General features: G+C 63.6%; 21 protein-coding genes. 8 read left to right on the forward strand and 13 right to left on the reverse strand.

Annotated features, from left to right (window positions below; genetic code table 11):
• Positions 1-38 precede the first annotated feature (38 nt).
• From BR71_RS05290 to BR71_RS05310, 5 genes are all read right to left on the reverse strand, one after another.
• Positions 39-1,271, reverse strand: a complete 1,233-nt coding sequence (locus tag BR71_RS05290; RefSeq protein WP_043633727.1) for a serine hydrolase domain-containing protein — start codon at positions 1,269-1,271, stop codon at positions 39-41.
• A gap of 133 nt (positions 1,272-1,404) precedes the next feature.
• Entirely contained in the window at positions 1,405-2,640 is a 1,236-nt protein-coding gene (locus BR71_RS05295) for a hypothetical protein (protein ID WP_052370354.1), read from the reverse strand.
• A 2-nt stretch (positions 2,641-2,642) separates the two neighbouring features.
• The gene (locus BR71_RS05300) at positions 2,643-3,413 is read right to left on the reverse strand and encodes an outer membrane lipoprotein-sorting protein (RefSeq protein WP_244269590.1); all 771 of its coding nucleotides are present in this window, start codon (positions 3,411-3,413) and stop codon (positions 2,643-2,645) included.
• A gap of 22 nt (positions 3,414-3,435) precedes the next feature.
• A complete protein-coding gene (locus BR71_RS05305) occupies positions 3,436-4,812 on the reverse strand; it encodes an ABC transporter permease (protein ID WP_043633737.1) in 1,377 nt (458 codons plus the stop codon).
• Entirely contained in the window at positions 4,809-5,516 is a 708-nt protein-coding gene (locus tag BR71_RS05310) for an ABC transporter ATP-binding protein (protein ID WP_244269591.1), read from the reverse strand. Before BR71_RS05310 ends, BR71_RS05305 begins: the two co-directional genes overlap by 4 nt.
• 349 nt (positions 5,517-5,865) lie before the next feature.
• Here BR71_RS05310 and ppk2 point away from each other — a divergent pair, with 349 nt between their 5' ends.
• Positions 5,866-6,717, forward strand: coding sequence for a polyphosphate kinase 2 (gene ppk2 / locus BR71_RS05315; RefSeq protein ID WP_203391094.1), 852 nt, complete (start codon positions 5,866-5,868; stop codon positions 6,715-6,717).
• Positions 6,718-6,731: 14 nt separating this feature from the next.
• On the opposite strand, the gene BR71_RS05320 is transcribed toward ppk2, so the two are convergent.
• The 5 genes from BR71_RS05320 to BR71_RS05340 all read right to left on the reverse strand — a co-directional run bounded on the left by BR71_RS05320 (position 6,732) and on the right by BR71_RS05340 (position 11,392).
• Complete coding sequence (locus BR71_RS05320) at positions 6,732-7,502, reverse strand: outer membrane lipoprotein-sorting protein (RefSeq protein WP_052370356.1); 771 nt, start codon at positions 7,500-7,502, stop codon at positions 6,732-6,734.
• Positions 7,503-7,535: 33 nt separating this feature from the next.
• Complete coding sequence (locus BR71_RS05325) at positions 7,536-8,900, reverse strand: ABC transporter permease (RefSeq protein ID WP_043633743.1); 1,365 nt, start codon at positions 8,898-8,900, stop codon at positions 7,536-7,538.
• The gene (locus BR71_RS05330) at positions 8,897-9,535 is read right to left on the reverse strand and encodes an ABC transporter ATP-binding protein (RefSeq protein ID WP_231138220.1); all 639 of its coding nucleotides are present in this window, start codon (positions 9,533-9,535) and stop codon (positions 8,897-8,899) included. Before BR71_RS05330 ends, BR71_RS05325 begins: the two co-directional genes overlap by 4 nt.
• A 374-nt stretch (positions 9,536-9,909) precedes the next feature.
• Positions 9,910-10,380: a hypothetical protein gene (locus BR71_RS05335; RefSeq protein WP_019104524.1), complete on the reverse strand. Its 471-nt coding sequence runs from the start codon at positions 10,378-10,380 to the stop codon at positions 9,910-9,912.
• Between the two features lie 121 nt (positions 10,381-10,501).
• On the reverse strand, positions 10,502-11,392 hold the full coding sequence (locus BR71_RS05340) for a LysR family transcriptional regulator (RefSeq protein ID WP_019104525.1): 891 nt from the start codon (positions 11,390-11,392) through the stop codon (positions 10,502-10,504).
• 478 nt (positions 11,393-11,870) lie between these two features.
• On the opposite strand from BR71_RS05340, the gene BR71_RS05345 reads away from it, so the two are divergent.
• The 7 genes from BR71_RS05345 to rraA all read left to right on the forward strand — a co-directional run bounded on the left by BR71_RS05345 (position 11,871) and on the right by rraA (position 19,584).
• The gene (locus BR71_RS05345; RefSeq protein ID WP_019104526.1) at positions 11,871-12,182 is read left to right on the forward strand and encodes a DUF485 domain-containing protein; all 312 of its coding nucleotides are present in this window, start codon (positions 11,871-11,873) and stop codon (positions 12,180-12,182) included.
• The gene (locus BR71_RS05350) at positions 12,179-13,858 is read left to right on the forward strand and encodes a cation acetate symporter (protein ID WP_019104527.1); all 1,680 of its coding nucleotides are present in this window, start codon (positions 12,179-12,181) and stop codon (positions 13,856-13,858) included. Before BR71_RS05345 ends, BR71_RS05350 begins: the two co-directional genes overlap by 4 nt.
• A gap of 111 nt (positions 13,859-13,969) precedes the next feature.
• Complete coding sequence (acs, locus tag BR71_RS05355; protein ID WP_043633746.1) at positions 13,970-15,934, forward strand: acetate--CoA ligase; 1,965 nt, start codon at positions 13,970-13,972, stop codon at positions 15,932-15,934.
• Between the two features lie 131 nt (positions 15,935-16,065).
• Positions 16,066-16,776 (forward strand): electron transport complex subunit RsxB, encoded by a 711-nt coding sequence (gene rsxB / locus BR71_RS05360; RefSeq protein WP_279625727.1) that lies wholly within the window; start codon positions 16,066-16,068, stop codon positions 16,774-16,776.
• The gene (nth, locus tag BR71_RS05365; protein ID WP_043633752.1) at positions 16,773-17,420 is read left to right on the forward strand and encodes an endonuclease III; all 648 of its coding nucleotides are present in this window, start codon (positions 16,773-16,775) and stop codon (positions 17,418-17,420) included. Before rsxB ends, nth begins: the two co-directional genes overlap by 4 nt.
• A gap of 69 nt (positions 17,421-17,489) precedes the next feature.
• Entirely contained in the window at positions 17,490-18,971 is a 1,482-nt protein-coding gene (locus BR71_RS05370) for a DegQ family serine endoprotease (protein ID WP_043633755.1), read from the forward strand.
• Between the two features lie 124 nt (positions 18,972-19,095).
• A complete protein-coding gene (gene rraA / locus BR71_RS05375; RefSeq protein ID WP_043633757.1) occupies positions 19,096-19,584 on the forward strand; it encodes a ribonuclease E activity regulator RraA in 489 nt (162 codons plus the stop codon).
• Between the two features lie 56 nt (positions 19,585-19,640).
• Here the strand turns inward: rraA and BR71_RS05380 are convergent, their stop codons facing one another.
• From BR71_RS05380 to panC, 3 genes are all read right to left on the reverse strand, one after another.
• A complete protein-coding gene (locus BR71_RS05380; protein ID WP_019104533.1) occupies positions 19,641-20,054 on the reverse strand; it encodes a GFA family protein in 414 nt (137 codons plus the stop codon).
• Positions 20,055-20,281: 227 nt separating this feature from the next.
• Entirely contained in the window at positions 20,282-20,662 is a 381-nt protein-coding gene (gene panD, locus BR71_RS05385) for an aspartate 1-decarboxylase (protein ID WP_019104534.1), read from the reverse strand.
• 22 nt (positions 20,663-20,684) lie between these two features.
• Positions 20,685-21,518 (reverse strand): pantoate--beta-alanine ligase, encoded by an 834-nt coding sequence (gene panC / locus BR71_RS05390; RefSeq protein WP_019104535.1) that lies wholly within the window; start codon positions 21,516-21,518, stop codon positions 20,685-20,687.
• Positions 21,519-21,522: the final 4 nt, after the last annotated feature.

Raw genomic sequence — 21,522 nt, forward strand, 5'->3', positions numbered from 1 at the left:
CGTCTGGTCTCCCCCTCGGCGTCGCGCCATTGCAGCGTTCAGCCCTCAATCAACAGAGTCTCCGGCAGCACGGCGCTGCGCGCCAGTTGCGGCGTCTGCGCCTCCACGGTCAGCGGATAGGCGATTGGCACGCCGTAACGGCGCGGGCTGCGCGCATAGCAGCCGTGCTCGTTGTAAAACAACTCCATCCAAGCGCCATCTCCACTCTCATAACGCCCCGGAACGAACAACTGCTCGTCCGGCTGCTGCCGCCCCGGCGCCGGCAGGGCTTCCCACTCCTCTCCGCTGGCGATGCGGGCCAAATCCCGTCCCAGGCGCTCCACCGGCGAGCCGAAGGCATTGGCCAACACCACCACGCCGCCCCCGCCGGGCAAGACGCTCATGAAGGAGAAAAAGCCGTTGACGTCGCCAAAGTGCTGGGCCAGCCGCAACTGGCGGCCGGCCAGCACCCAGTCCTCCCCGTAAAACCCGTAGGCGTACTCCAGAGCGCTCACGTCCAGCATCAGCGAGGCCAGCCTGGCCGGCAAGGCCTCGCCCCGCTGCAGCGCCTCCAGCCAACGGCACAGATCACCCGCGCTGGAGGCCAGATCGTAGACGCCCCACGCCACCGACATGTCCATCGGCTCCGCGTAGCGCCACGGCGCTCCGGGATGCAGGCCGCGCGCGGCCTGCGGCAGAATGACGCGGCCATCGTCGACGAAAGTGCGCTCCAGACCCAGCGGCCGAAACAGGTACTGCTGCCGATAGCTGGAGAAATCCTGATCCGCCACCCGCTCCACAATGGCCGCCAATAATAAATAGCCGGTATTGCTGTATGCGTGGGCAATGCCGGGCGGGCAAGCCGGCGGCAAAGCGTGCGCCCAATCAAGCAGTTCCTGCGGCCGATGCGCCAACCGCATCCGCGTGGGCCAATACTCCGCCGCGCTGGTGAAGTTGGCGGTGCCGGCGCTGTGATTCAGCAATTGATGCAGGCTGATGCCCGCCGCATTGGGAAAGTCGGGAAAAAACCGCTCCAGGCTGTCGCTCAGTTCCAGCCGCCCCTGGGCCACCTGCTGCAGTACCGCGGCGGCGGTAAAGCTCTTGCTCAACGAGCCGATGCGAAACACCGTGTCCGGCTCGTTGGCCACCGCCAAACCCGGATCGGCCATGCCGCCGGCCACCGCCACCCGCTCGCCGTCGGCCAGGCAGACGGCGGCCACGCCGTGCAGGCAGCCCGCCGCGTTCCAGGAACGCAGATACGTTTGCAACGCGGCCACCGTGCTCATGCCCATGCCCACCCCCTCTGTTCAGGATCGTTTCGACGACAAGCAGCGTCTCTCCGCCTCATCATCACTATGGTTTGTTTCCCCGCCGCTCGCCATGCGATCCGCGCCGCGACAGCCGCCTCCAAGCCGGCTCACGACCTCAGTAAAAGTAGTCGACCAGCAATTGCCAGACCCGCCGCGCCGGGCTCGCGCCGTAACGGCTGTCCGGCGCTCCGTCAAAACGCTGCCACTGCAAGGCCAGGTCCGCCGCGCCCAGGTGATAGCGGACCTCGGCCCAATTCATGCCGCTATGATCCACCAGGTCGAAACTGCGCATCGCGGTCAGATCCAGGTCATCCACCAGCGCATCCTGCCAATGCGCTCGCAGCAAGGCGGCACGCCGGGTGGGCAGGCCGCCGCTTGCGCCGACTCCAGCCCGATAAGCGCCATAGAGCGCCGGCTTCTCGCGCAGCGCGCGCCATTCATCGCCATCCGGTGCCGCGCCGTCCTGCTGCCCCTCCAAGGTCAGGCTCAGTTTGTTGGCGCCGGTCCAGGTCAGGCCCCCGGCCAGACGATTGCGCCAAGCAGAATCCGGCAGCCCCAGGCTTTGCCTCCAAGTAGTCTGCTGCCGCCCGCCGGCCCATTCCAGATAAACCACGGTGGCGTTGCCAAGCACGCGCGACACATTGAAGCCCAGTTGCGGAGAACGGCCTTGCTCTTGCAGCAACAGCCATTGCGGATTCAGGTTTTCAGCGAAGCGATAGCTGCCGGCCAGCAGCAGCCGCTGTCGGGGATTGCTGGCGCCCCAGTCCAGGCTGGCGCCGTCCGGATTAGGCCCCGAACCCAGCTTTGGCGACCAGATCGCGGTCAAGGAAGCCCGATCCCACAGCCGCTGCCAGCGCAACATGGCGTTGCCGAGACGGTTCTGACGCAGGCTGTCCGGGTCCGCCGACACCACCGAGCGCACGGTGCCGGCGCCGAGAAAATCAGTGGGGTTGTAGCCCACGGCCACGCCGTAGCGGGTATTGACGCGCCCCAAGTCCAGCATCGCGTCGACGCCGAACTCGCGGCTCAGATAGGCCTCCTTCAGGGTATTGACGCCGTGGTCCCGCTGCGGCGAGCCGGCAAAGCGCCAATCCAGCCGGTTGGCCAGCACGCCGCGCCAGGCCGGGCTCAGGCGGCCGTCCCAGCGCAAATCGAAAGACAGCCGCTGGCTATCGTCTCCCGGCCGCGGCGACAACGCGGACGCCTCCAGTTGAAGCTTCAGATCACGCGGCTTCTCTTCCTCCATCCGGGTTTGATCGGCCAAGCGCAACGCTTCCTCGTCCAGCGGCGCGTCGGCGCCCCGCGCGGCCGCGCACGCCAGCAGCAACCACCCAAGCGCCAGCTTCCGCATCGTCATTCGGCCCGAAAACGCGGCAGATAGTCGCGTTGCAACCAAGCTTCCGGCACCTCGCGCCAAGCGAACTGGCTGTTGCGCAACACCGTTATCCAGCGCGGATTGAGGCCGTCTATGATCACGGTTTCCGTCGGGCGCTCTCGTCCCAACACTGGCTGATACGCGCGGTAGTACGCGGTCTTCAGCAGGCTTCCGCTCTCTGCATAGAATTGCGCCTTGCGGCTGCGATAGCCATCGCGGTCCACCCACAGATCAATCGCGTGGTAGGTGACGCCGGGATTGCGCGCGCTGAGCCGCAGCTTGTAGCAAAACCGCGTCTGGCGGTCCCCGTCCTGTATCGTCTCCTCGCCGGCCAGCACCGCTTGATAATCCAGCGCCAGGTTGACAGTGACCACGTCGCCGTTGGCCGCCTGGCCCAACAGCCGCTGCTGCGGCGAAATCGGCACGCTGGCCTTGCTCGCCGGATCGAAAAACCACAGATCGTTGCCGCTTTTGAGCATCAGCTTGCCGGCGTCCCGCTTAGGGTTGATGAAACGCAGCAGGCTGCGGAACTGGCCGCTTTTCGGATCGGCGCGCGAATACACCGCCAGCGCGCTGGCCTCGTTCTGCTTGCCGTCCTTATAACTGACCAAGGACACCACCAGCCCGAAGGAGCGCTCCGGATTGCGCACCGCGTCGCTATTGGCCAGGATGGTCTGCGCGTCGGGCGCCGCCAGCGTCGTCGTCGCCCACAAGGCAACGCTCAACGCGGCCCAGCGTACCGTTCTCACTCTCTTGAAAATTCCAAGCCTGTCACGCATGACGCAAAGCCTCCACGATATTGGCCGCGGCCGCGCGCCGCGCCGGCCACCACGACGATAGCAGCGCCATTGCCATCAAACCGCCGGCGGTCACCGCCATCATCCGCCACTCGCCCCATACCCGCACCAGGATGGGGCTGGGGTCCACCTGCCCCGGCGGCAGCCAGGTCAGCCCGGCGTGATTGATCAGCCAGGCGAGCAACAACGCCAGCGCGATGCCCAGCACCCCGCCGCCAAGGCCCAGCAGACAACCCTCGCACAGGAACAGCCGCTGGATGCCGCGGCGGCGCAACCCCATTGCTCGCAGAGTGCCGATCTCCACTGTCCGCTCCAGCACCACCATATTCATGGTGTTGCCTATGGTGAACAGCGCCACGCAGGCGATCAACACCGCCAGAAAGCCGAAAATGGTGCCGAACATGCCGGTGATTTGGCCGTATTGCGGCTGCAGCGTGGCAAAGTCGTGCGCCGCCAGCGGCTGGCCGCGCAAGCGGGTGGCGAACAGCTGGCGCAAACGCGCCTCGGCCGCCGGAATCTGCGCGGTGTGCCTGAGCTGCAGCACGATGGCGGTGGCCATCGGCTCGCCCTGGCCGTACACCAGCTGCTGAGCCTGGCGCAGATGCAGGCCGACATACATATCGTCCAGCTCCTTGATGCCTTGGCTCTCCACCTTGGCCACTTGCAAGCGGGCCACATTGGGCGCACCGGCGGCGGTGGCGGCCAAAAGCTCGATCTGATCGTCGCGGCCGACGGCCGGCGGCGCCGCCGCGGACAAGGCCGCCAGATCGGCCGGCAAATCGTCGCCGCCGGCCGGAACCGGCGGCGGCGCGCAATCCTTGAGCTTGAACGCCGCGCACAATTGCAGCACTCGCGCCACACCGGTGCCGATCACCGCCGCGTTCGGCGCGGTGCCGGTCAGCGCCACCGGTTTGCGCTTATCGTTGAAGCCATAATCGTCCCAACGCCGCAGCCGGTTCTGCGCGTCCACTTCGCTGCCGCGGGCGATCACCGTTCGAGAGGCGCCGGCCGCGTAATGGCCGGCAATGCCGCCCAAGCTCAACGTGGGGGTCACCACCGTCAACATCGGCCGCAGCACCGGGTCGTTCTCGATCTGCCGCATCACGGTCCGGTAATCGCGGATGCCATAAGCGGCGGGGTTGCCGCTGCCGTACAGGAAATAATCCCGATGCTGCACCTGCAGATGGCCGCCGGCGCGCACCATGCCGGTTTGCAGCCCATATTGCACCGTGCGGTTGTAACCGCCGAACAGCAACACCGCCACCAAGCCGATAATCATCGTGGACAAGGTCGCCAAGGTGCGGCGGCGATTACGCAGCAGATTGCGCCAGGCCAGCTTCAAGGTATTCACGCCAAGGCCTCCTCTGCGTTCAGCGCGCCGACCCGGCCATCGCTGACCAGGTAGCGGTCATCCGCCGCCGCGATCACTTGCGGATCATGCGAGGAGAACACCACCGCCACCCGGCGTTCGCGCTGCAATTGGCGCAACAAGGCCAGAATGGACGCCCCGGTCTGGCTGTCCAGATTGGCGGTGGGTTCGTCTGCCAGCACCAAGGCCGGCTCGTGCACCAGCGCGCGCGCAATCGCCACCCGCTGCCGCTGACCGCCGGACAGCTGGCCGGGCCGGTTCGCAGCCTTGTCCGCCAATCCCACCGCCGCCAGCATCTCCAATACCCGCTCGCGTCGCCGCCGCGCCGGCACCCCCTGCAATTGCAACGGGTACTCGACGTTCTCAAACGCCGACAGCACCGGCATCAGATTGAAATTCTGGAAGATGAAACCGATGTGACGCGCGCGAAAATCGCTGAGCGCGTCGTCGCTCAAGCCACCCAAATCCTGATCCGCCACCATGATCTTTCCGGCATCGGCGCGGTCTATGCCGCCGATCAGGTTCAGCAAAGTGGTCTTGCCGCTGCCGGACTGGCCGGACAGCACGGTGAAGCGCGCCGAGGAGATTTTGAGGCTGACCTCCGCCAGCGCCGGCACGCGCACCTGCTCCATCCAATAACTCTTCGACACCCCGTTCAACTCCACCGCCCACATAGCTCCCCCCATCGCTCAAATCCAACGGCATCAATATGCATGAAATCGGCATAAAAAGCTTTGCCTTGCGACAAAACGCCCATGACGGGCGCCAAATGCGTGCCATCCGAGCCAAGCAATGCGCATCGACACCGGTTTTCCATGGGAGTAGCATGGTTTTATCCCCCGCAAAGGAGCTTGCATGACACAAGACAAAACCCCGCCCCAAGCCCCCCTGCCCTCGGAAGCCGTCGCCGACGCCCCCCCGCCGGCCGTCAAGCCGCCGCCGCGTCGAGCCGCCGCCCACCGCCGCACCAATGTGGAACGCGCCCACCAGGAATCGGTGCAAGCCATCGAAACCGTCAGCCAACAGCCGGTGGCCTTGCAAGTGGCCGCCGCGCCGCAGGGCAGCGCTGAGGACAGCGTCAGCGCCGAGCTGCCGGCCAGCTATCCTTACCGCACGCGGATGCGCCGCCCGGAGTACGAGCAGCAGAAACAGGCGCTGCAGATCGAGCTGCTTAAAGTGCAGAACTGGGTCAAAGAAAGCGGCCAGAAAATCGTGATCCTGTTCGAAGGCCGCGACGCCGCTGGCAAGGGCGGCACCATCAAACGCTATATGGAACACCTGAACCCGCGCGGCGCGCGCGTGGTGGCGCTGGAAAAGCCTTCGGACCGCGAGCGCGGCCAGTGGTACTTCCAACGCTATATCGAACACCTGCCCACCGCGGGCGAGATCGTGTTCTTCGACCGCTCCTGGTACAACCGCGCCGGCGTGGAGCGGGTCATGGGCTTTTGCCATCCGCACGAGTATCTGGAATTCATGCGCCAGACGCCGCAGCTGGAGCGCATGCTGGTCAACAGCGGCATCCGCCTGTTCAAGTTCTGGTTCTCGGTCAGCCGCGAAGAGCAGCTGCGCCGCTTCATCTCGCGCCGCGACGACCCGCTGAAACACTGGAAACTGTCGCCTATCGACATACAGTCGCTGGACAAATGGGACGACTACACCGCGGCCAAGGAAGCGACCTTCTTCCACACCCATACCGGCGACGCGCCGTGGACGGTGGTGAAGTCCGATGACAAGAAGCGCGCGCGCCTCAACTGCATCCGCCACTTCCTGTCCCGGCTGGACTACCCAGGCAAGGACGCGCACGTCGCCAGAGCGGCGGACCCGCTATTGGTGGGCGAACCGCACAACATGGACGCCGAGGACGGCGACGCGCCACTGCGGATTTGAATGGCCGGCGCCACTCACTCCACCCTGAAGCGCGGCAGATAATCCCGCTGCAGCCAGGCCTCGGGCACCTCGCGCCAAGCGAAGCCGCTCTTGCGCATCACCGTCACCCACTGCGGATTAAGACCATCGATGATGACGGTTTCCGTGGGGCGGTCCCGGCCCAGCGCCTGGCGATAACCGCGGTAATAAGCGGTTTTCAGCAGCTCACCGCTGGCGGCGTAGAACTGTGCCTTGCGGCTGCGATAACCGTCACGATCCACCCATAGCTCAATGGCGTGGTAAGTCACATCCGAGCGCCGCGCACTCAGCCGCAGCTTGTAGCTGGCGCGCGGCTTGCGATCACCATCGATCACGGTCTCCTCCGCCACAAGCGTGGCCAGATAGTCCAGGGCCCAGTTCACTGTCACCACATCGCCGTTCGCCGCCTGGCCCAACAGCCGCTGCTGCGGCGAAATCGGCACGCTGGCCTGGCTCGCGGGGTCAAACACCCATAAATCCTTGCCGCTTTTCAGGGTCAATTTGCCCGCGTCGCGGCTGGGGCTGACAAAGCGCAACAGGCTGCGAAACTCGCCGCGCCGCGGATCGGCCCGTGAATACAACACCAAGGAGCTGGCGTCGCTGGGCTTGCCTTGCTTGTAGCTGAGCAAATCCACCGTCAGGCTGAAAGACTTGCCGGGATTGCGCACCTCGTCGCTCCAGGCCAGTATCTGCTGCGCGTCCGGCGCCGCCCGGGCCACCCCCAGCCAAACAAACGCGATCACCCCCAAAATGTGCGGGCACTTCATGCTCCGTTCCCCTCCCTCTTCCGCCATACCGGCTCAGGCCTGCCTCAAGGCGTCTACGATGTTCCAACGCGCCGCCCGGCGCGACGGCCACCAGGACGACAGCAGCGCCACGGCCATCCCTCCCCCCATGCACGCGGCCACCATGCGCGTCTCGCCCCAGACCCTGATCAAAATCGGACTGGGCTCCACCACTCCGGGAGGCAGCCAACTCAGACCCGCGCGGTTGATCAGCCAAGCCAGCCCCAGCGATAGCAGCAGGCCGCTCAGGCCTCCAATCGCCCCCAGCAAGGCGCCCTCGCATAGAAACAGCCGCTGGATACCGCTGCGTCGCACGCCGATGGAACGCAGCGAGCCGATTTCGCGGGTGCGCTCCACCACCGCCATATTCATGGTGTTCCCAGTGGTGAATAGCGTTACGCTGGCAATGAGCGTCGCCATAAAACCGAAGATGGCACCGAACATGTCAACGATCCGCTGGTACAGCGGCTGCAGAGCGGCGAAATCGTGCGCCGTCAGCGGCTGCTCGCTCAGACCGGATTGAAACAACTGTTGCAGCCGCTGGCGCGCCGCCCCAATCTGCCCGCTGTTCTTCAACTGCAGCAGGATCGCCGTCACCATCGGCTCCCCCTCCCCATACAGCAGCCGCTGTGCCTGAGCCAAATGCAAGCCCACATAGACATCGTCCCACTCCCGAGCACCCTGCCGCTCCACCCCCAGCACCTGCAAACGAGCGACATTGGGCGCGCCGGCAGCCGTGGCCGTCAGCAGTTCGATCCGCTTGCCGTCGTCGGTTCGCGCAGGCCCAGTCAAGGCGGCCAGGTCCGGCGGCAGTCGCTCGCTCTCCACAACGGCCGCCGTGCAGCCGCGGTCGCCACCGGATAGGCACAGCCCCAGGGTTCTGGCAACGCCGCTGCCCAATACCACCGCATTGGGGCTGCTGCCGGTCAGCGCCATCGGCTTGGCCGCCTGCCGAAGGCCGTGGGCGTCCCAGCGCCGCAAACGATCCTGGCCTGCCGGCTCGCTGCCTTGCGCCAACACCGTGCGCGACGCGCCGGTAGCGTAATAGCCGGCAATGCCGCCCAGGGTCAGGGTCGGTGTGACTGTCACCAACATGCCCGCCAATACCGAATCCGACTCGATCATGCGCTGGATGCGCCGATAGTCGCGGATGCCATAGGCAGCCGGATTGCCGCTGCCGTATTGCAAATAATCACTGTGCTGCACCTGCAAATGGCCGAGCTCGCGAACGAAAGCCGTTTCCAAACCGTACTGGACCGCTCTCTGATAGCCGCCGAACAACAACACACCCGCCATGCCCACCGCCATGGTCAGGACGCTTGCCCAAGTTCGCCGACGGTTGCGCAACAGATTGCGCCACGCCAGTTGCAGGACGTTCATGCCAGCGCCTCTCCCTCCGCCAGTGCGCGGACTCTTCCGTCACGGACTTGGTAGCATTCGTCCGCCGCCGCGATCACCAGCGGATCGTGCGAGGAGAACACCACCGCCACGCCGCGCTCGCCTTGCAAGCGCCGCAGCAGCGCCAGGATGGAGGCTCCGGTGCCGCTGTCCAGATTGGCGGTGGGTTCGTCGGCCAACACCAGCGCCGGCTTGTGCACCAGCGCACGCGCAATCGCCACCCGTTGACGCTGACCGCCGGACAGCTGCCCGGGCCGATGCGCCGCCTGTTTCAACAAGCCCACCTCGGCCAGCATCTCCAGCGCGCGCGCCTTACGGCGCCCCGCCGATTCGCCTTGCAAGTGCAGCGGGTATTCCACGTTCTCCAGCGCGGACAGCACCGGCAGCAAGTTGAAACTTTGAAACACAAAACCCAAATGGCGGGCGCGGAAATCGCTAAGTTCGTCATCACTCAAGGCGGCTATGCTTTGTCCAGCAATAACGATATCCCCGCTGTCGGGGCGATCCATGCCGCCCAGCAAATGCAGGATCGTGCTTTTTCCGCTGCCGGAGGGGCCGGCCAAGACGGTGAATCTGGCTGCGGCCACTTTCAAATTCACATTCAACAAAGCCGGCACCTTTATTTGATCTAGCCAGTATTGTTTAAATACGCCACGCATTTCCGCCCCCATGAATACGCTCCATAAAAATTGGCGCCACCCATTGATGATCCAAAGCCAAGCAGCCCACCTTCCAAACGAATATATCTTAAAAAACACCACGTTTTCACCAAGGAAAAACAAAGCAATAAATCAGTAATTTAACGGTAAAATCAAATAATTAAAATCTTAAATAAAATTACAATTAATATTAAAAATTAAATAAATCATCAGACAAAAGCCGGGGAGTGGATTGACGAGCAGCGCCAAGCCGGCAGCCGCTGGCCGGCTCAAAAAGACAATGCCTCAATAAGTATTGAGGCATTGCATACGACGCTTGGGATTGCCGGGAGTCAGGAACGCTGCCGCTTCCACTCGCGCCGCGCGTCGCAGGCGGCGCGCAAAGGCGTGGACGACAGGCTGGTGGCGGCGAAATGCCCCACTTGGCGTGAAACCTTGGACAAGGCGGAACCGGACAGGCTGCCCACCTGCCAGGCATGCCGCAGCGGGTGCAGCGAGGGCGAATCGTCGCTGGCCGCGTCCAGACGCGCCTGCACATCACGGTTTACCTCGGACAGCCAGCGCTCGGTCAGCAGCATCCAGTCGCGCTGAGTATCCGCTTGCGCTTGCAACAGATTGGCGCCCACCAACAAGGTGTCATCCAGCCGGCGCTCCAGATCACCCTGCGATATCGGATAAGCCGGCGCAAAAGCCGACCACCAGCCGACACAGGCTTCGTGCTGCGCTTCCAACAAGCGCTGCTGGCCGCGCTCCACCGCGTTGCGGTAGCTCTCCATCGCGCCGATCAACCAACTACGGGTCATTGCCACTCCTTCGGTCAAACCAGGCGGCCAGCGCGCTTTCGCGCGGCAACCGCCTCAGGAGCCTGCTTACGGTGACAAAGCGTTGCGGCTGAAAAAAGACACGCAGCGTCGTAAACAGGTTCTAAGCCGCAACAGCGGGCAAACGCCACACTTGCAGCAATTCTTGCAACAAGGTTTCCAGCACCGGGTCGCCCCCCCGGTCCGATGGGTAAACAAATTGCAACTCAGCCAATTTGCGCACATCCGGCAGTACTGTCAACCTGCCTGCGTCCCGCCAGGCTTGCGCCGCCTCTTCCCGCGCCAGCGCCACCCCCACTCCGGAGGCCACCAGTTCCAGGATAGCGTCGAGATGATCGCACTCCGCTACCTTCTTAGGCGAAATGTTAAGTTCCCGCCACAACTCCGCGGTGATTTTGGAAAGGCTGGAGAATTGCGAAATGCCTATCCACGGCAATTTGCCCAATTCCTTCAAACCGCCGGCCAAACGCGGCGCCCAGGCGGCGGGCAAAACGATTCGGAACGGCAATTCCGCCAACTTGACCGTAGAGACGTTCACATAAGGGTTCTTGCCCAGGTAGAAGCCGGCGTCCAGCTCCTTCTTGCGGACCAGGTTCAGCACATCCACCGTCACGCCGTGACGCAGTTGGATGTCCAGCAAGGGATAGCGCTCCACCAAACCGGCCACCCAAGGCCCGATTTTCAGCGTGTCCGGCGTCAGCGTGATGCCTATCCGCGCCTTGCCGGACAACTGGCCCTTCAATTGTTTGGCATGGTTGATGATGCCGCTGGCCGCGCCCAGTATCGCCTGCGCCTGCGGCAACAGCTCCTGTCCGATGCGAGTGAGCGACACGCCTCCCGCGCTGCGCTCAAACAACTGCATGCCCACTTCTTCTTCCAGCGCCTTGATTTGCGCGGTGACCGCCGGCTGCGACAGATGCAGCAATTCCGCGGCCTGTGTCAGGTGCCCTTGCTGAGCGACGGTGACAAAGGTGCGCAACTGATAGATTTCCATGTTCTCCCCTGACTTGGATGCCAGACGGCGGACCGGATCGCCGCGTGCCGGTCATGGGCGGCATGACGGCGGGGCTCCGACGCCCGTTTGAGCACTACCGCGCAACGCGGCGGCATGGCGGCCTGAGCAAAGCTTGGCCGATGGCGGGTTTTTCTTGTGCGAGCCATTTTCAGCGTAATGCCGGCTAAATAACAAGCGTTTTGTGCCTCGCCACCGCCCTGTCCAAGCATTTGCGCAAAGGCGTTCGGCCGCCAAGGCAACCAGGACAAACCCCGGTCGCACTGACAACAGGACAACAATTTCACACCAGACAAAGAGTAAAAATTCTAATATAAATACTTGATTTTACTTGATTTTTGCATCGCAACATCGGTCTGAATAATTTTACGCATCAAAAAAAGCGATTAGATTCGCCGCCACAGCCTCCCTTATGTTTTTAGCAGCGGCACTCTAAGCCGCGATCACAAAGGAGGATGCAATGAACGAGGACATACTCAAGAAAGTGCAGTCCAATCCCAAATTCAAGGAACTGGTGCACAAGAAAACCAGCCTGGGTTGGCAGCTCACTTTGATCATGCTGGCCATCTATTACGGTTTCATCCTGGTGCTGGCATTCTCGCCGGCCACGCTGGGCCATCCGATCAGCGCCGGCGCCACCATGACCATAGGCATTCCCATCGGCGTGCTGATCATCATCTCGGCCTTCGTGTTGACCGGCATCTACGTCCGCCGCGCCAACACCGAATTCGACCTGCTCAACCAGCAAATCGTCGAGGAGTCCAAACAATGAAGCAACGCGTCTTGCAACTGGCCTGCGTCGCCGGCGTTCTACTGCCCTCCTTGGCCATGGCGGCCGGGGCCATTGAGGGCGATGTCAAACAACAGGCCACCAACTGGCACGCCATCATCATGTTCCTGCTGTTTGTGGCGTTTACGCTGTGTGTCACCTATTGGGCGGCTCGCCGCACCAAGTCCGCCAGCGACTTCTACGCGGCCGGCGGCGGCATCACCGGTTTTCAAAACGGCCTGGCGATCGCCGGCGACTACATGTCCGCCGCGTCCTTCCTCGGCATTTCCGCCATGGTGTTCGAAAAAGGCTACGACGGCCTGATCTACTCGATGGGCTTCCTGGTCGGCTGGCCGGTGATCCTGTTCCTGGTGGCCGAACGCCTGCGCAATCTGGGCAAATACACTTTCGCCGACGTCGCCTCCTACCGGCTGCAACAAACGCCGGTGCGCAGCTTCGCCGCCACCTCCACACTGGTGGTGGTAGCCATCTACCTGATTGCGCAGATGGTGGGGGCTGGCAAGTTGATCCAGCTCTTGTTTGGCATGAGCTACACCTCCGCGGTGCTGATGGTGGGCGTGCTGATGGTGTGCTACGTGCTGTTCGGCGGCATGCTGGCCACCACTTGGGTGCAAATCATCAAGGCGGTGCTGCTGTTGTCCGGCGCCACCTTCATGGCCATCATGGTGCTGGCCACCGTGGGTTTCAGCCCGGAACTGATGTTTGAAAAAGCGGTGGCCGCGCATAGCAAGGGCGTCGCCATCATGGCGCCGGGCAAAACGGATCCCATCGACTCGATCTCGCTGGGTCTGGCGCTGATGTTCGGCACCGCCGGCCTGCCCCACATCCTGATGCGCTTCTTCACCGTGTCCGACGCCAAAGAGGCGCGCAAATCGGTGTTCTTCGCCACCGGCTTCATCGGTTACTTCTACATCCTCACCTTCATCATCGGCTTCGGCGCCATCATGCTGGTGCTGAACCAACCGGGCATGATGGAAACCGTGGTCAAAAACGGCAAATCCGTCACTCAGCTGATCGGCGGCAACAATATGGCGGCGGTGCACCTGGCCGAGGCCGTGGGCGGCGACATGTTCCTGGGCTTCATCTCCGCGGTGGCCTTCGCCACCATCCTGGCGGTGGTGGCCGGCCTGGCGCTGTCCGGCGCCTCCGCGGTGTCGCACGACCTGTACGCCAGCGTGATCAAAAAGGGCAAAGCCAACGAGGCCGACGAAATCCGCGTGTCCAAAATCACCACCGTGGTGCTGGGCGTGGTGGCCATCGTGCTGGGCCTGGTATTCGAGAAGCAGAACATCGCCTTCATGGTGGGCCTGGCCTTCTCCATTGCCGCCTCGGCCAACTTCCCGGTGCTGTTCCTGTCCATGTTCTGGAAAGGACTGACCACGCGCGGCGCGGTGATCGGCGGCTTCATCGGCCTGCTGTCCGCGGTGGTGCTGATCGTTCTGGGGCCGACGGTCTGGGTGGAGGTGCTCAAGCACGAACACGCGGTGTTCCCGTACAAGAACCCGGCCATCTTCTCGATGACCCTGGCCTTCGTTTCCACCTGGCTGATCTCGGTGCTGGACAAATCCCGTCAGGCCGATGAGGAAAAAGCCAAATTCGAAGCTCAGTTCGTGCGCGCGATGACCGGCATCGGCGCATCCGGGGCCTCCAAGCATTGACATTGACATAAGGCCGGGCCGAGGATGTCGGCCTGCCTTAAATACCCCACCGCGCCGCTCCAGCGGTTCCGGAGCGGCGGCATGACAACAAAGCTAATCCAGGAGAAGTTTATGTCCACGCTAGAATCCGTCCTCAAGGAAACCCGCAGCTTTCCGCCTTCCGACGATTTCCGCCAGAAAGCGGCAATCTCCGGAATGGAGGCGTACAACACGCTCTGCGAGCAGGCGGACACAGATTACCTGTCGTTCTGGGGCGACCTGGCGCGCGACCTGATCACCTGGAAAAAACCGTTCACCCGCGTGTTGGACGACAGCCAAGCGCCGTTCTTCAAATGGTTCGACGATGGCGTGCTGAACATCTCCTACAACTGCCTGGACCGCCACCTGGCGGTCAACGCCAATCGCATCGCGCTGATTTTCGAGGCCGACGACGGCGCGGTCACCCGCGTCACCTACGCCGAATTGCACCGCCGCGTCTGCCAGTTCGCCAACGGCCTGAAGAGCCTGGGCGTGTCCAAGGGCGACCGCGTGGTGATTTACATGCCCATGGTGATCGAAGCCATCGTGGCGATGCAGGCTTGCGCGCGCATCGGCGCCATCCACTCCGTGGTGTTTGGCGGCTTTTCCGCCGGGGCGGTGCGCGACCGCGTCCAGGACGCCGGCGCCAAACTGGTGATCACCGCCAACGAAGGCCTGCGCGGCGGCAAGAGCGTGCCGCTGAAAGCCACGGTGGATGAAGCGCTGGCGATGGGCGGCTGCGACAGCGTCAAACACGTGATCGCTTATCAGCGCACCCAAAACGCGGTCGCCTGGAGCGAGGGCCGCGACGTATGGTGGCACCAGCTGACCAGCGGCCAGCCGGAGCAATGCGAACCGGAATGGATGAACGCCGAGGATCCGCTGTTCATCCTTTACACCTCTGGCTCCACCGGCAAGCCCAAGGGCATTCAGCACAGCAGCGCCGGCTATCTGCTGGGCGCCGCCAACAGCTTCCGCTGGGTATTCGACTACAAACCCAACGACGTGTTCTGGTGCACCGCCGACGTGGGCTGGATCACCGGCCACAGCTATATTTGCTACGGCCCTTTGGCCAACGGCGCCACTCAGGTGATCTTCGAAGGCGTGCCCACCTATCCGGACGCCTCACGCTTCTGGCGCATGATAGAGCAGCACAAGGTCAGCATTTTCTACACCGCGCCCACCGCCATCCGCTCGTTGATCAAGCTGGGCGCGGACCTGCCCAAGCAGCACGACCTGTCCAGCCTGCGCCTGCTCGGCACCGTGGGCGAGCCGATCAACCCCGAAGCCTGGATCTGGTATCACGAAACCGTGGGCGGCGGCCGCTGCCCCATCGTGGACACCTGGTGGCAGACCGAAACCGGCTCCATCCAGATTTCGCCGCTGCCCGGCGCGGTGGCCACCAAGCCCGGCTCGTGCACGCTGCCGCTGCCCGGCATCATGGCCGACATCGTCGATGAATCCGGCGCCCAGGTGGACCCTGGCCGCGGCGGTTTCCTGGTGATCAAGAAGCCCTTCCCCAGCCTGGTGCGCACCATCTGGAACGATCCGGAGCGCTTCAAGAAAACCTATTTCCCGGAAGAGTTCAACGGTCAGTACTACCTTGCCGGCGATTCCGCCAACCGCGACGAGAACGGCTATTTCTGGATCATGGGCCGCATCGACGACGTGCTGAACGTGTCCGGCCACCGCCTGGGCACCATGGAGATCGAATCCGCGCTGGTGGCCAACCCGCTGGTGGCCGAGGCCGCCGTGGTCGGCAAGCCGCACGAGGTCAAGGGCGAGGCGGTGGTGGCCTTCGTCGTGCTCAAAGGCGCGCGCCCGCAGGGCGAGGAAGCCAAGAAAGTGGCGGCCGAGCTGAAAAACTGGGTGGCGCACGAGATTGGCAAGATCGCCCAGCCGGACGACATCCGCTTCGGCGAAAACCTGCCCAAGACCCGCTCCGGCAAGATCATGCGCCGCCTGCTGCGCTCCATCGCCAAGGGCGAAGAGATCACCCAAGACGTGTCCACGCTGGAAAACCCGCAGATTCTGGAGCAGCTGCAACATCCGCTGTGATCAAGCCATCGTCCGCCGCACCCGCAGGAGCCGTCGCGCAAGCGACGGCTTTTTCACTCCTTCCGCGCCCTCATCCGCCATCCGGGAGTTGAAGCCATTCGCCGTAGCGTCGATAATTAGCGGTTTTTCAAGTGGAATCCGACAGCATGCCCGTTATCCCCCTGGTCGAAAGGATCGACGCCCTGCTGCCCCAGACCCAATGCGGACAATGCAGCCACGCCGGCTGCCGACCGTATGCGGAGGCGCTGGCGGAAGGCCGCGACCCGATCAACCGCTGCCCGCCGGGCGGCGACGACGGCATCCGGGCGCTGGCGGAGCTGCTGGGCCGGGACGTCATTCCCTTCGCCCCCGACGGCCCGCAGCCCAAACCGCGGGCGCTGGCCGTGATACGCGAAGACAGCTGCATAGGTTGTACCCTATGCATCCAGGCCTGTCCGGTGGACGCCATCGTAGGCGCCGCCAAGCAGATGCACACCGTCATCGCCTCCGAATGCACCGGCTGCGAGCTATGCCTCGCGCCCTGTCCGGTGGACTGCATCGACTTGGTTCCGGTGGCCGACCCGGCCGACGGCGAGCGCGCCCGCGTGATGGCGCGCGCCGCCCAGGCCCGCATGCGCTACGAACGACGCCAAGCGCGCAAAACGCGCGAACAAGAAGACAAGGCCAGACGCCTGGCCGAACGCGCCGCGGTAAGCGCCGCGTCGCCGCCTCCGGCCGCAGCGCCGGTCGCCGCGGCCGCTTCCGCGCCGGCGGCCGACAAAAACGAATTGATCCGCAAGGCGATGGAACGCGCCGCCGCGATGCGCGCCGCCCGCGAACAAGCAGACAAGGACAAGCCGTGAACGCCGTCAAACGCAAAGAAATATTCGCCCGTCTGCGCGACGCCAACCCGCACCCCACCACCGAACTGGAGTACAGCAGCCCGTTCGAACTGCTGATCTCGGTGCTGCTGTCGGCGCAAGCCACCGACGTCAGCGTCAACAAGGCCACGCGCCGCCTCTACCCCGTGGCCAACACCCCGGCGGCCATGCTGGCGCTGGGAGAAGAATCGCTGGCGGACTTCATCAAGACCATAGGCTTGTACAAGACCAAGGCCAGAAACGTGATCGCCACCTGTCGTCTGCTGCTGGAAAAGCACGGCGGCGAAGTGCCGCAAACCCGCGAGGCCTTGGAGGCGCTGCCCGGCGTCGGCCGCAAAACGGCCAACGTGGTGCTGAACACTGCTTTCGGTCAGCCTACCATCGCGGTGGACACCCATATTTTCAGGGTCGCCAACCGCACCCGGATCGCGCCCGGCAAAGACGTGCGAGAAGTTGAGGATAAGCTGGTAAAATACATCCCCGACGAATTCAAAATCGACGCGCACCACTGGCTGATCCTGCTCGGACGCTATGTCTGTAAAGCCAGAAAGCCTGAATGCGAGCGTTGCGTCATCGCCGATCTCTGCGAATATCCGGCAAAAACCGTTATGATTAAAGACAACTGAATCAAATACTGGAAAAACTCCGGTTCCGCCCTTATTTTCCGCATAGACATCAACCTAAAAGGATAGCCTGTGACAACGTATCTGCGCACCCTGGTTGGCGCCTTGCTCGCAGCCTCGTTGCTGTCCGGCTGCGACAAGGTCGAGCGCTTCTTCAAAGGCAACTCCCAACCCGCGCCGGTCGCCATTCCCGCACAACAGGATGGCCGCGTCGCCATGCTGCTGCCGGACTTCACTCAATTGGTCACCCGCGACGGACCGGCGGTGGTGAACATCCAGGCCAGCCGCGAAGAAAGCGGCGGCGCCCAAGCCAGCAACCTCCCGATTCCCGTACCGGAAGACGATCCGCTGTACGACTTCTTCCGCCGCTTCATCCCCAATCATCCGCCTCAGCGCGAACAGCCGCAGGAAGAAAGCGTCTCCTTCGGCTCCGGTTTCATCATCAGCGCCGACGGCTACATCCTGACCAACGCCCACGTAGTGGCGGACAGCCAGCAGGTCAAAGTCATGCTGACCGACAAGCGCGAGCTGCGCGCCAAGCTGGTGGGCGTGGACAAGCGCACCGACGTGGCGCTGCTGAAAGTGGCGGCGGCGGACCTGCCGGTGGTCAAGATAGGCAGCCCGGCGGACTTGAAGGTCGGCGAATGGGTAGCCGCCATCGGCGCGCCGTTCGGCTTCGACAACACCGTCACGGCCGGCATCGTTTCCGCCAAGGGCCGCAGCCTGCCGGACGAGAACTTCGTCCCCTTCATCCAGACCGACGTGGCGATCAACCCCGGCAACTCCGGCGGCCCGCTGTTCAACCTGCGCGGCGAAGTAGTGGGCATCAACTCGCAGATTTACAGCCGTTCCGGCGGCTTCATGGGCATTTCCTTCGCCATCCCCATCGACTTGGCGATGAGCGTGGTCGATCAGCTCAAGGCCAAGGGCAAGGTCAGCCGCGGCCAGTTGGGCATCAACATCCAGGAAGTCACCCAGGAACTGGCGCAGTCCTTTGGCCTTCAGCGCCCCAGCGGCGCGCTGGTGGTGCGCGTCGATCCCAAGGGACCGGCCTCTCGCGCCGGCCTGCAAGCCGGCGACATCATCCTGAAGCTGGACGGCAAAGCGATAGAAAGCTCCAAGGATCTCCCGGTGCAGGTTGGTTCCTTGCAACCGGGCACCAAGATCAAGCTGACGGTGTGGCGCAAGGGCGTGGAGAAGGAGCTGGAAGCCACGCTGGCGGAACTCGCTCAGGACGCGCCAAGCACGCAGCAGCCTCAGGAGGAAAACACGCCGCAGGGCTTCCAGTTTGGCAAACTGGGGCTGACGCTGAGCGAACTGACGCCTAATCAGCGTTCGGAGCTGGGCGTGCGCGGCGGCTTGCTGATCCAGAAAGCGCAAGGCCCCGCCGCCCGCTCCGGCCTGCAGGCGGGCGATGTGATCCTGGGCTTGAACCAGGTGGAGGTGTCCACCATCGCCCACTTCGAAAAAGCATTGGCCAGCGCCAAAGGCCATATCGCCCTGCTGGTGCGGCGCAACGAGGCCGTATTGTTCGTGCCTCTGCGGCTGGAATAACCCCCACCTCAATACGCAACGCCCAAAGCCGCCGCCAGGCGGCTTTTTCATTTCTCCGGCATATCGCCCGCGCGCTCGCGCTGCTAGGATTAAGCTTTCGCCATCCGCCCACAGGAGAGCCGCCATGGACTTTCACACAGCCGATCTATGCGATCAGTTCGACGAGCAACTACAGGTGTTGACGCCCGCGCTGCAACGCTACGGCGGGCAGACCCGCTTTTACGGCCGCATCGAAACCCTGAAGCTGTTTGAGGACAACAGCCTGGTGCGGGAAGCGCTGAGTCAGAACGGAGCCGGCAAAGTGCTGGTGGTGGACGGCGGCGGCTCGCTGCGCTGCGCGTTGCTGGGCGATCAACTGGGCGTGCTGGCGGTGGCCAACGGCTGGGCCGGCGTGGTGATCAATGGTTGCATTCGCGACTCCGCCGCCTTGAACAAGCTGGCGCTGGGCATACGCGCGCTAGGCGTCCATCCGCGAAAATCGGTGAAGCGCGGCGAAGGCCAGCGCAATCTGAGCGTGGAGTTCGGCCAGGTGCGCTTCAGCCCCGGCCACTGGTTGTACGCAGACGAGGACGGGGTGGTCGTCGCGCCGGGCGCGCTGCACCCCGCGCCGTGACGCGAGGGCTCCTTCAGCCCTCTTCGCTCTTGTTCGCAGGAGCGTAAACGCGCGGTTCAAGCCTCGCTGCGTTGATAGATGGGCAGTTCTTGCTGCGCGGCGGGGCTGCCCCAGGGCAGGTGATGCTCCCACCAGATATGTCCGGCCGGCGCCACCCGTTCCGGATGGTCCAGCGAAGACACGGTGATATCGAGCTCCTCCGGGTCCGATTCGTGGCGGTAAGTCAGGGTGGAGCCGCAATGCGGGCAGAACCCCCGGCTGACCGCCGCCGAGGAGTGATACAGCACCGGTTTTTCACCGCGCCAGTCCAGATCGGCCACGCGAACGGTGAACCAGGTCACGAAGGCCGCGCCGCTGGCTCGGCGGCAGCTTTTGCAATGGCAGTGCACCACATCGTAAGGCTCGGCGCGCAAACGGTAACGCACCGCGCCGCACAGACAACCTCCAGTCAGATTCTGGCTCGCGCTCATGATGCCTCCCTCGCTGCTGGGTTGACGATGGATTAAGAAACGGCCGTCCCCGCCAGCCCAAACCGGCAGTCAGACACCTCCGCTTTTTAAATATGATTCACCGCCGCCGCCAACGACAAGCTTAACCGCCAAATTAAGCGGGCCGCCGCCGCCAAGCTGATGCTGTGCCGCAACAAAACACAACGGCCGCCCTGAGGCGGCCGCTAATGGGCGAAACCGGAGACGGATCAGGCCGCCTGCGTCGGGGTTGCGCCCTTGACCTCGGTCATCTGGTTGTCGGCGTCGACGAATACCAGCTTGGGCTGATGATTCTTCAGCTCCGCGGCCTCGTACTGGGCGAAGGAGGCGATGATCAGCAGATCTCCCGGCGCGGCGCGGCGCGCGGCGGAACCGTTGACCGAGATGGTCCCGGAACCGCGCTCGGCCTTGATCGCGTAGGTGGCGAAACGCTCGCCGTTGGTGACGTTCCAGATCTGCACTTCTTCGTACTCCAGAATATCCGCCGCTTCCAGCAGGTTCTCGTCAATCGCGCAGGAACCGATATAGTGCAACTCGCTGTGCGTGGTGGTTACACGGTGGAGCTTGGATTTGAGCATATTGCGCTGCATGATTGCATCCTTCGTCCGCTGATCAGCGGAACACTTCGATGTTGTCGATCAGGCGGGTGCGCCCCAGTCGGGCGGCCGCCAGCACGACCAGGCGTTTTTCGCCGGCGTGCGCCACCGCCAGGGTGTCGGCCTGGCGAATTTCCACGTAATCCACTATCCAGCCGGCTTGGGCCAGATCGTCGCGCGCGGCCTGTTCCAGCGCCGCGTAGTCATGATCGCCATCCTGCAGCCGCTGCCGTATCTGCTCCAGATTGCGGTACAAACGCGGCGCTTCGGCGCGCTCTTCCGCGCTCAGATAACCATTGCGCGAGGATAGCGCCAGGCCGTCGTCGGCGCGGCCTGTGTCCACCGGCACGATCTCAATCGGCGAATTCAGGTCGTCCACCATTGCTCGGATCACATGCAGCTGCTGGAAGTCTTTCTTGCCGAAGCAGGCCAGATCCGGCTGCACGATGTTGAACAGCTTGGTCACCACGGTGGCGACACCGCGGAAGTGGCCGGGGCGGAAAGCGCCGCACAGCTCGTTCTGAATATTCGGCGGCTCCACGTTGAAGTCCTGACGCACGCGCGGATACAGCTCCTGCTCCTCGGGGAAGAACAAGGCATCCACGCCGGCAGCGCGCAGCTTATCGCAATCGGCGTCGAAGGTGCGCGGATAGGCGCCGAAGTCCTCGCCCTGGCCAAATTGCAGCCGATTGACGAAGATGCTGACCACGACCTTGTCGGCGCGTTCACGCGCCGCCTTGACCAGGGCCAGATGGCCTGCGTGCAGATTGCCCATGGTGGGCACGAAGGCGAGCTTGCCCGCCTGGCGACGCCAGGCGCGCATCTCCGCCACGGTACGAATGATTTCCATTATT

Source organism: Chromobacterium haemolyticum DSM 19808, assembly GCF_000711885.1.
GTDB lineage: Bacteria > Pseudomonadota > Gammaproteobacteria > Burkholderiales > Chromobacteriaceae > Chromobacterium > Chromobacterium haemolyticum.

Bases quoted from the DNA above. Each gene is read 5' to 3' on its own strand.
- BR71_RS05290 (WP_043633727.1), bottom strand. From the start codon at position 1,271: ATGGGCATGAGCACGGTGGCCGCGTTGCAAACGTATCTGCGTTCCTGG.
- BR71_RS05295 (WP_052370354.1), bottom strand. From the start codon at position 2,640: ATGCGGAAGCTGGCGCTTGGGTGGTTGCTGCTGGCGTGCGCGGCCGCG.
- BR71_RS05310 (WP_244269591.1), bottom strand. From the start codon at position 5,516: ATGGGGGGAGCTATGTGGGCGGTGGAGTTGAACGGGGTGTCGAAGAGT.
- BR71_RS05320 (WP_052370356.1), bottom strand. From the start codon at position 7,502: ATGAAGTGCCCGCACATTTTGGGGGTGATCGCGTTTGTTTGGCTGGGG.
- BR71_RS05325 (WP_043633743.1), bottom strand. From the start codon at position 8,900: ATGAACGTCCTGCAACTGGCGTGGCGCAATCTGTTGCGCAACCGTCGG.
- BR71_RS05335 (WP_019104524.1), bottom strand. From the start codon at position 10,380: ATGACCCGTAGTTGGTTGATCGGCGCGATGGAGAGCTACCGCAACGCG.
- BR71_RS05340 (WP_019104525.1), bottom strand. From the start codon at position 11,392: ATGGAAATCTATCAGTTGCGCACCTTTGTCACCGTCGCTCAGCAAGGG.
- BR71_RS05345 (WP_019104526.1), top strand. From the start codon at position 11,871: ATGAACGAGGACATACTCAAGAAAGTGCAGTCCAATCCCAAATTCAAG.
- BR71_RS05350 (WP_019104527.1), top strand. From the start codon at position 12,179: ATGAAGCAACGCGTCTTGCAACTGGCCTGCGTCGCCGGCGTTCTACTG.
- acs (WP_043633746.1), top strand. From the start codon at position 13,970: ATGTCCACGCTAGAATCCGTCCTCAAGGAAACCCGCAGCTTTCCGCCT.
- rraA (WP_043633757.1), top strand. From the start codon at position 19,096: ATGGACTTTCACACAGCCGATCTATGCGATCAGTTCGACGAGCAACTA.
- BR71_RS05380 (WP_019104533.1), bottom strand. From the start codon at position 20,054: ATGAGCGCGAGCCAGAATCTGACTGGAGGTTGTCTGTGCGGCGCGGTG.
- panD (WP_019104534.1), bottom strand. From the start codon at position 20,662: ATGCAGCGCAATATGCTCAAATCCAAGCTCCACCGTGTAACCACCACG.
- panC (WP_019104535.1), bottom strand. From the start codon at position 21,518: ATGGAAATCATTCGTACCGTGGCGGAGATGCGCGCCTGGCGTCGCCAG.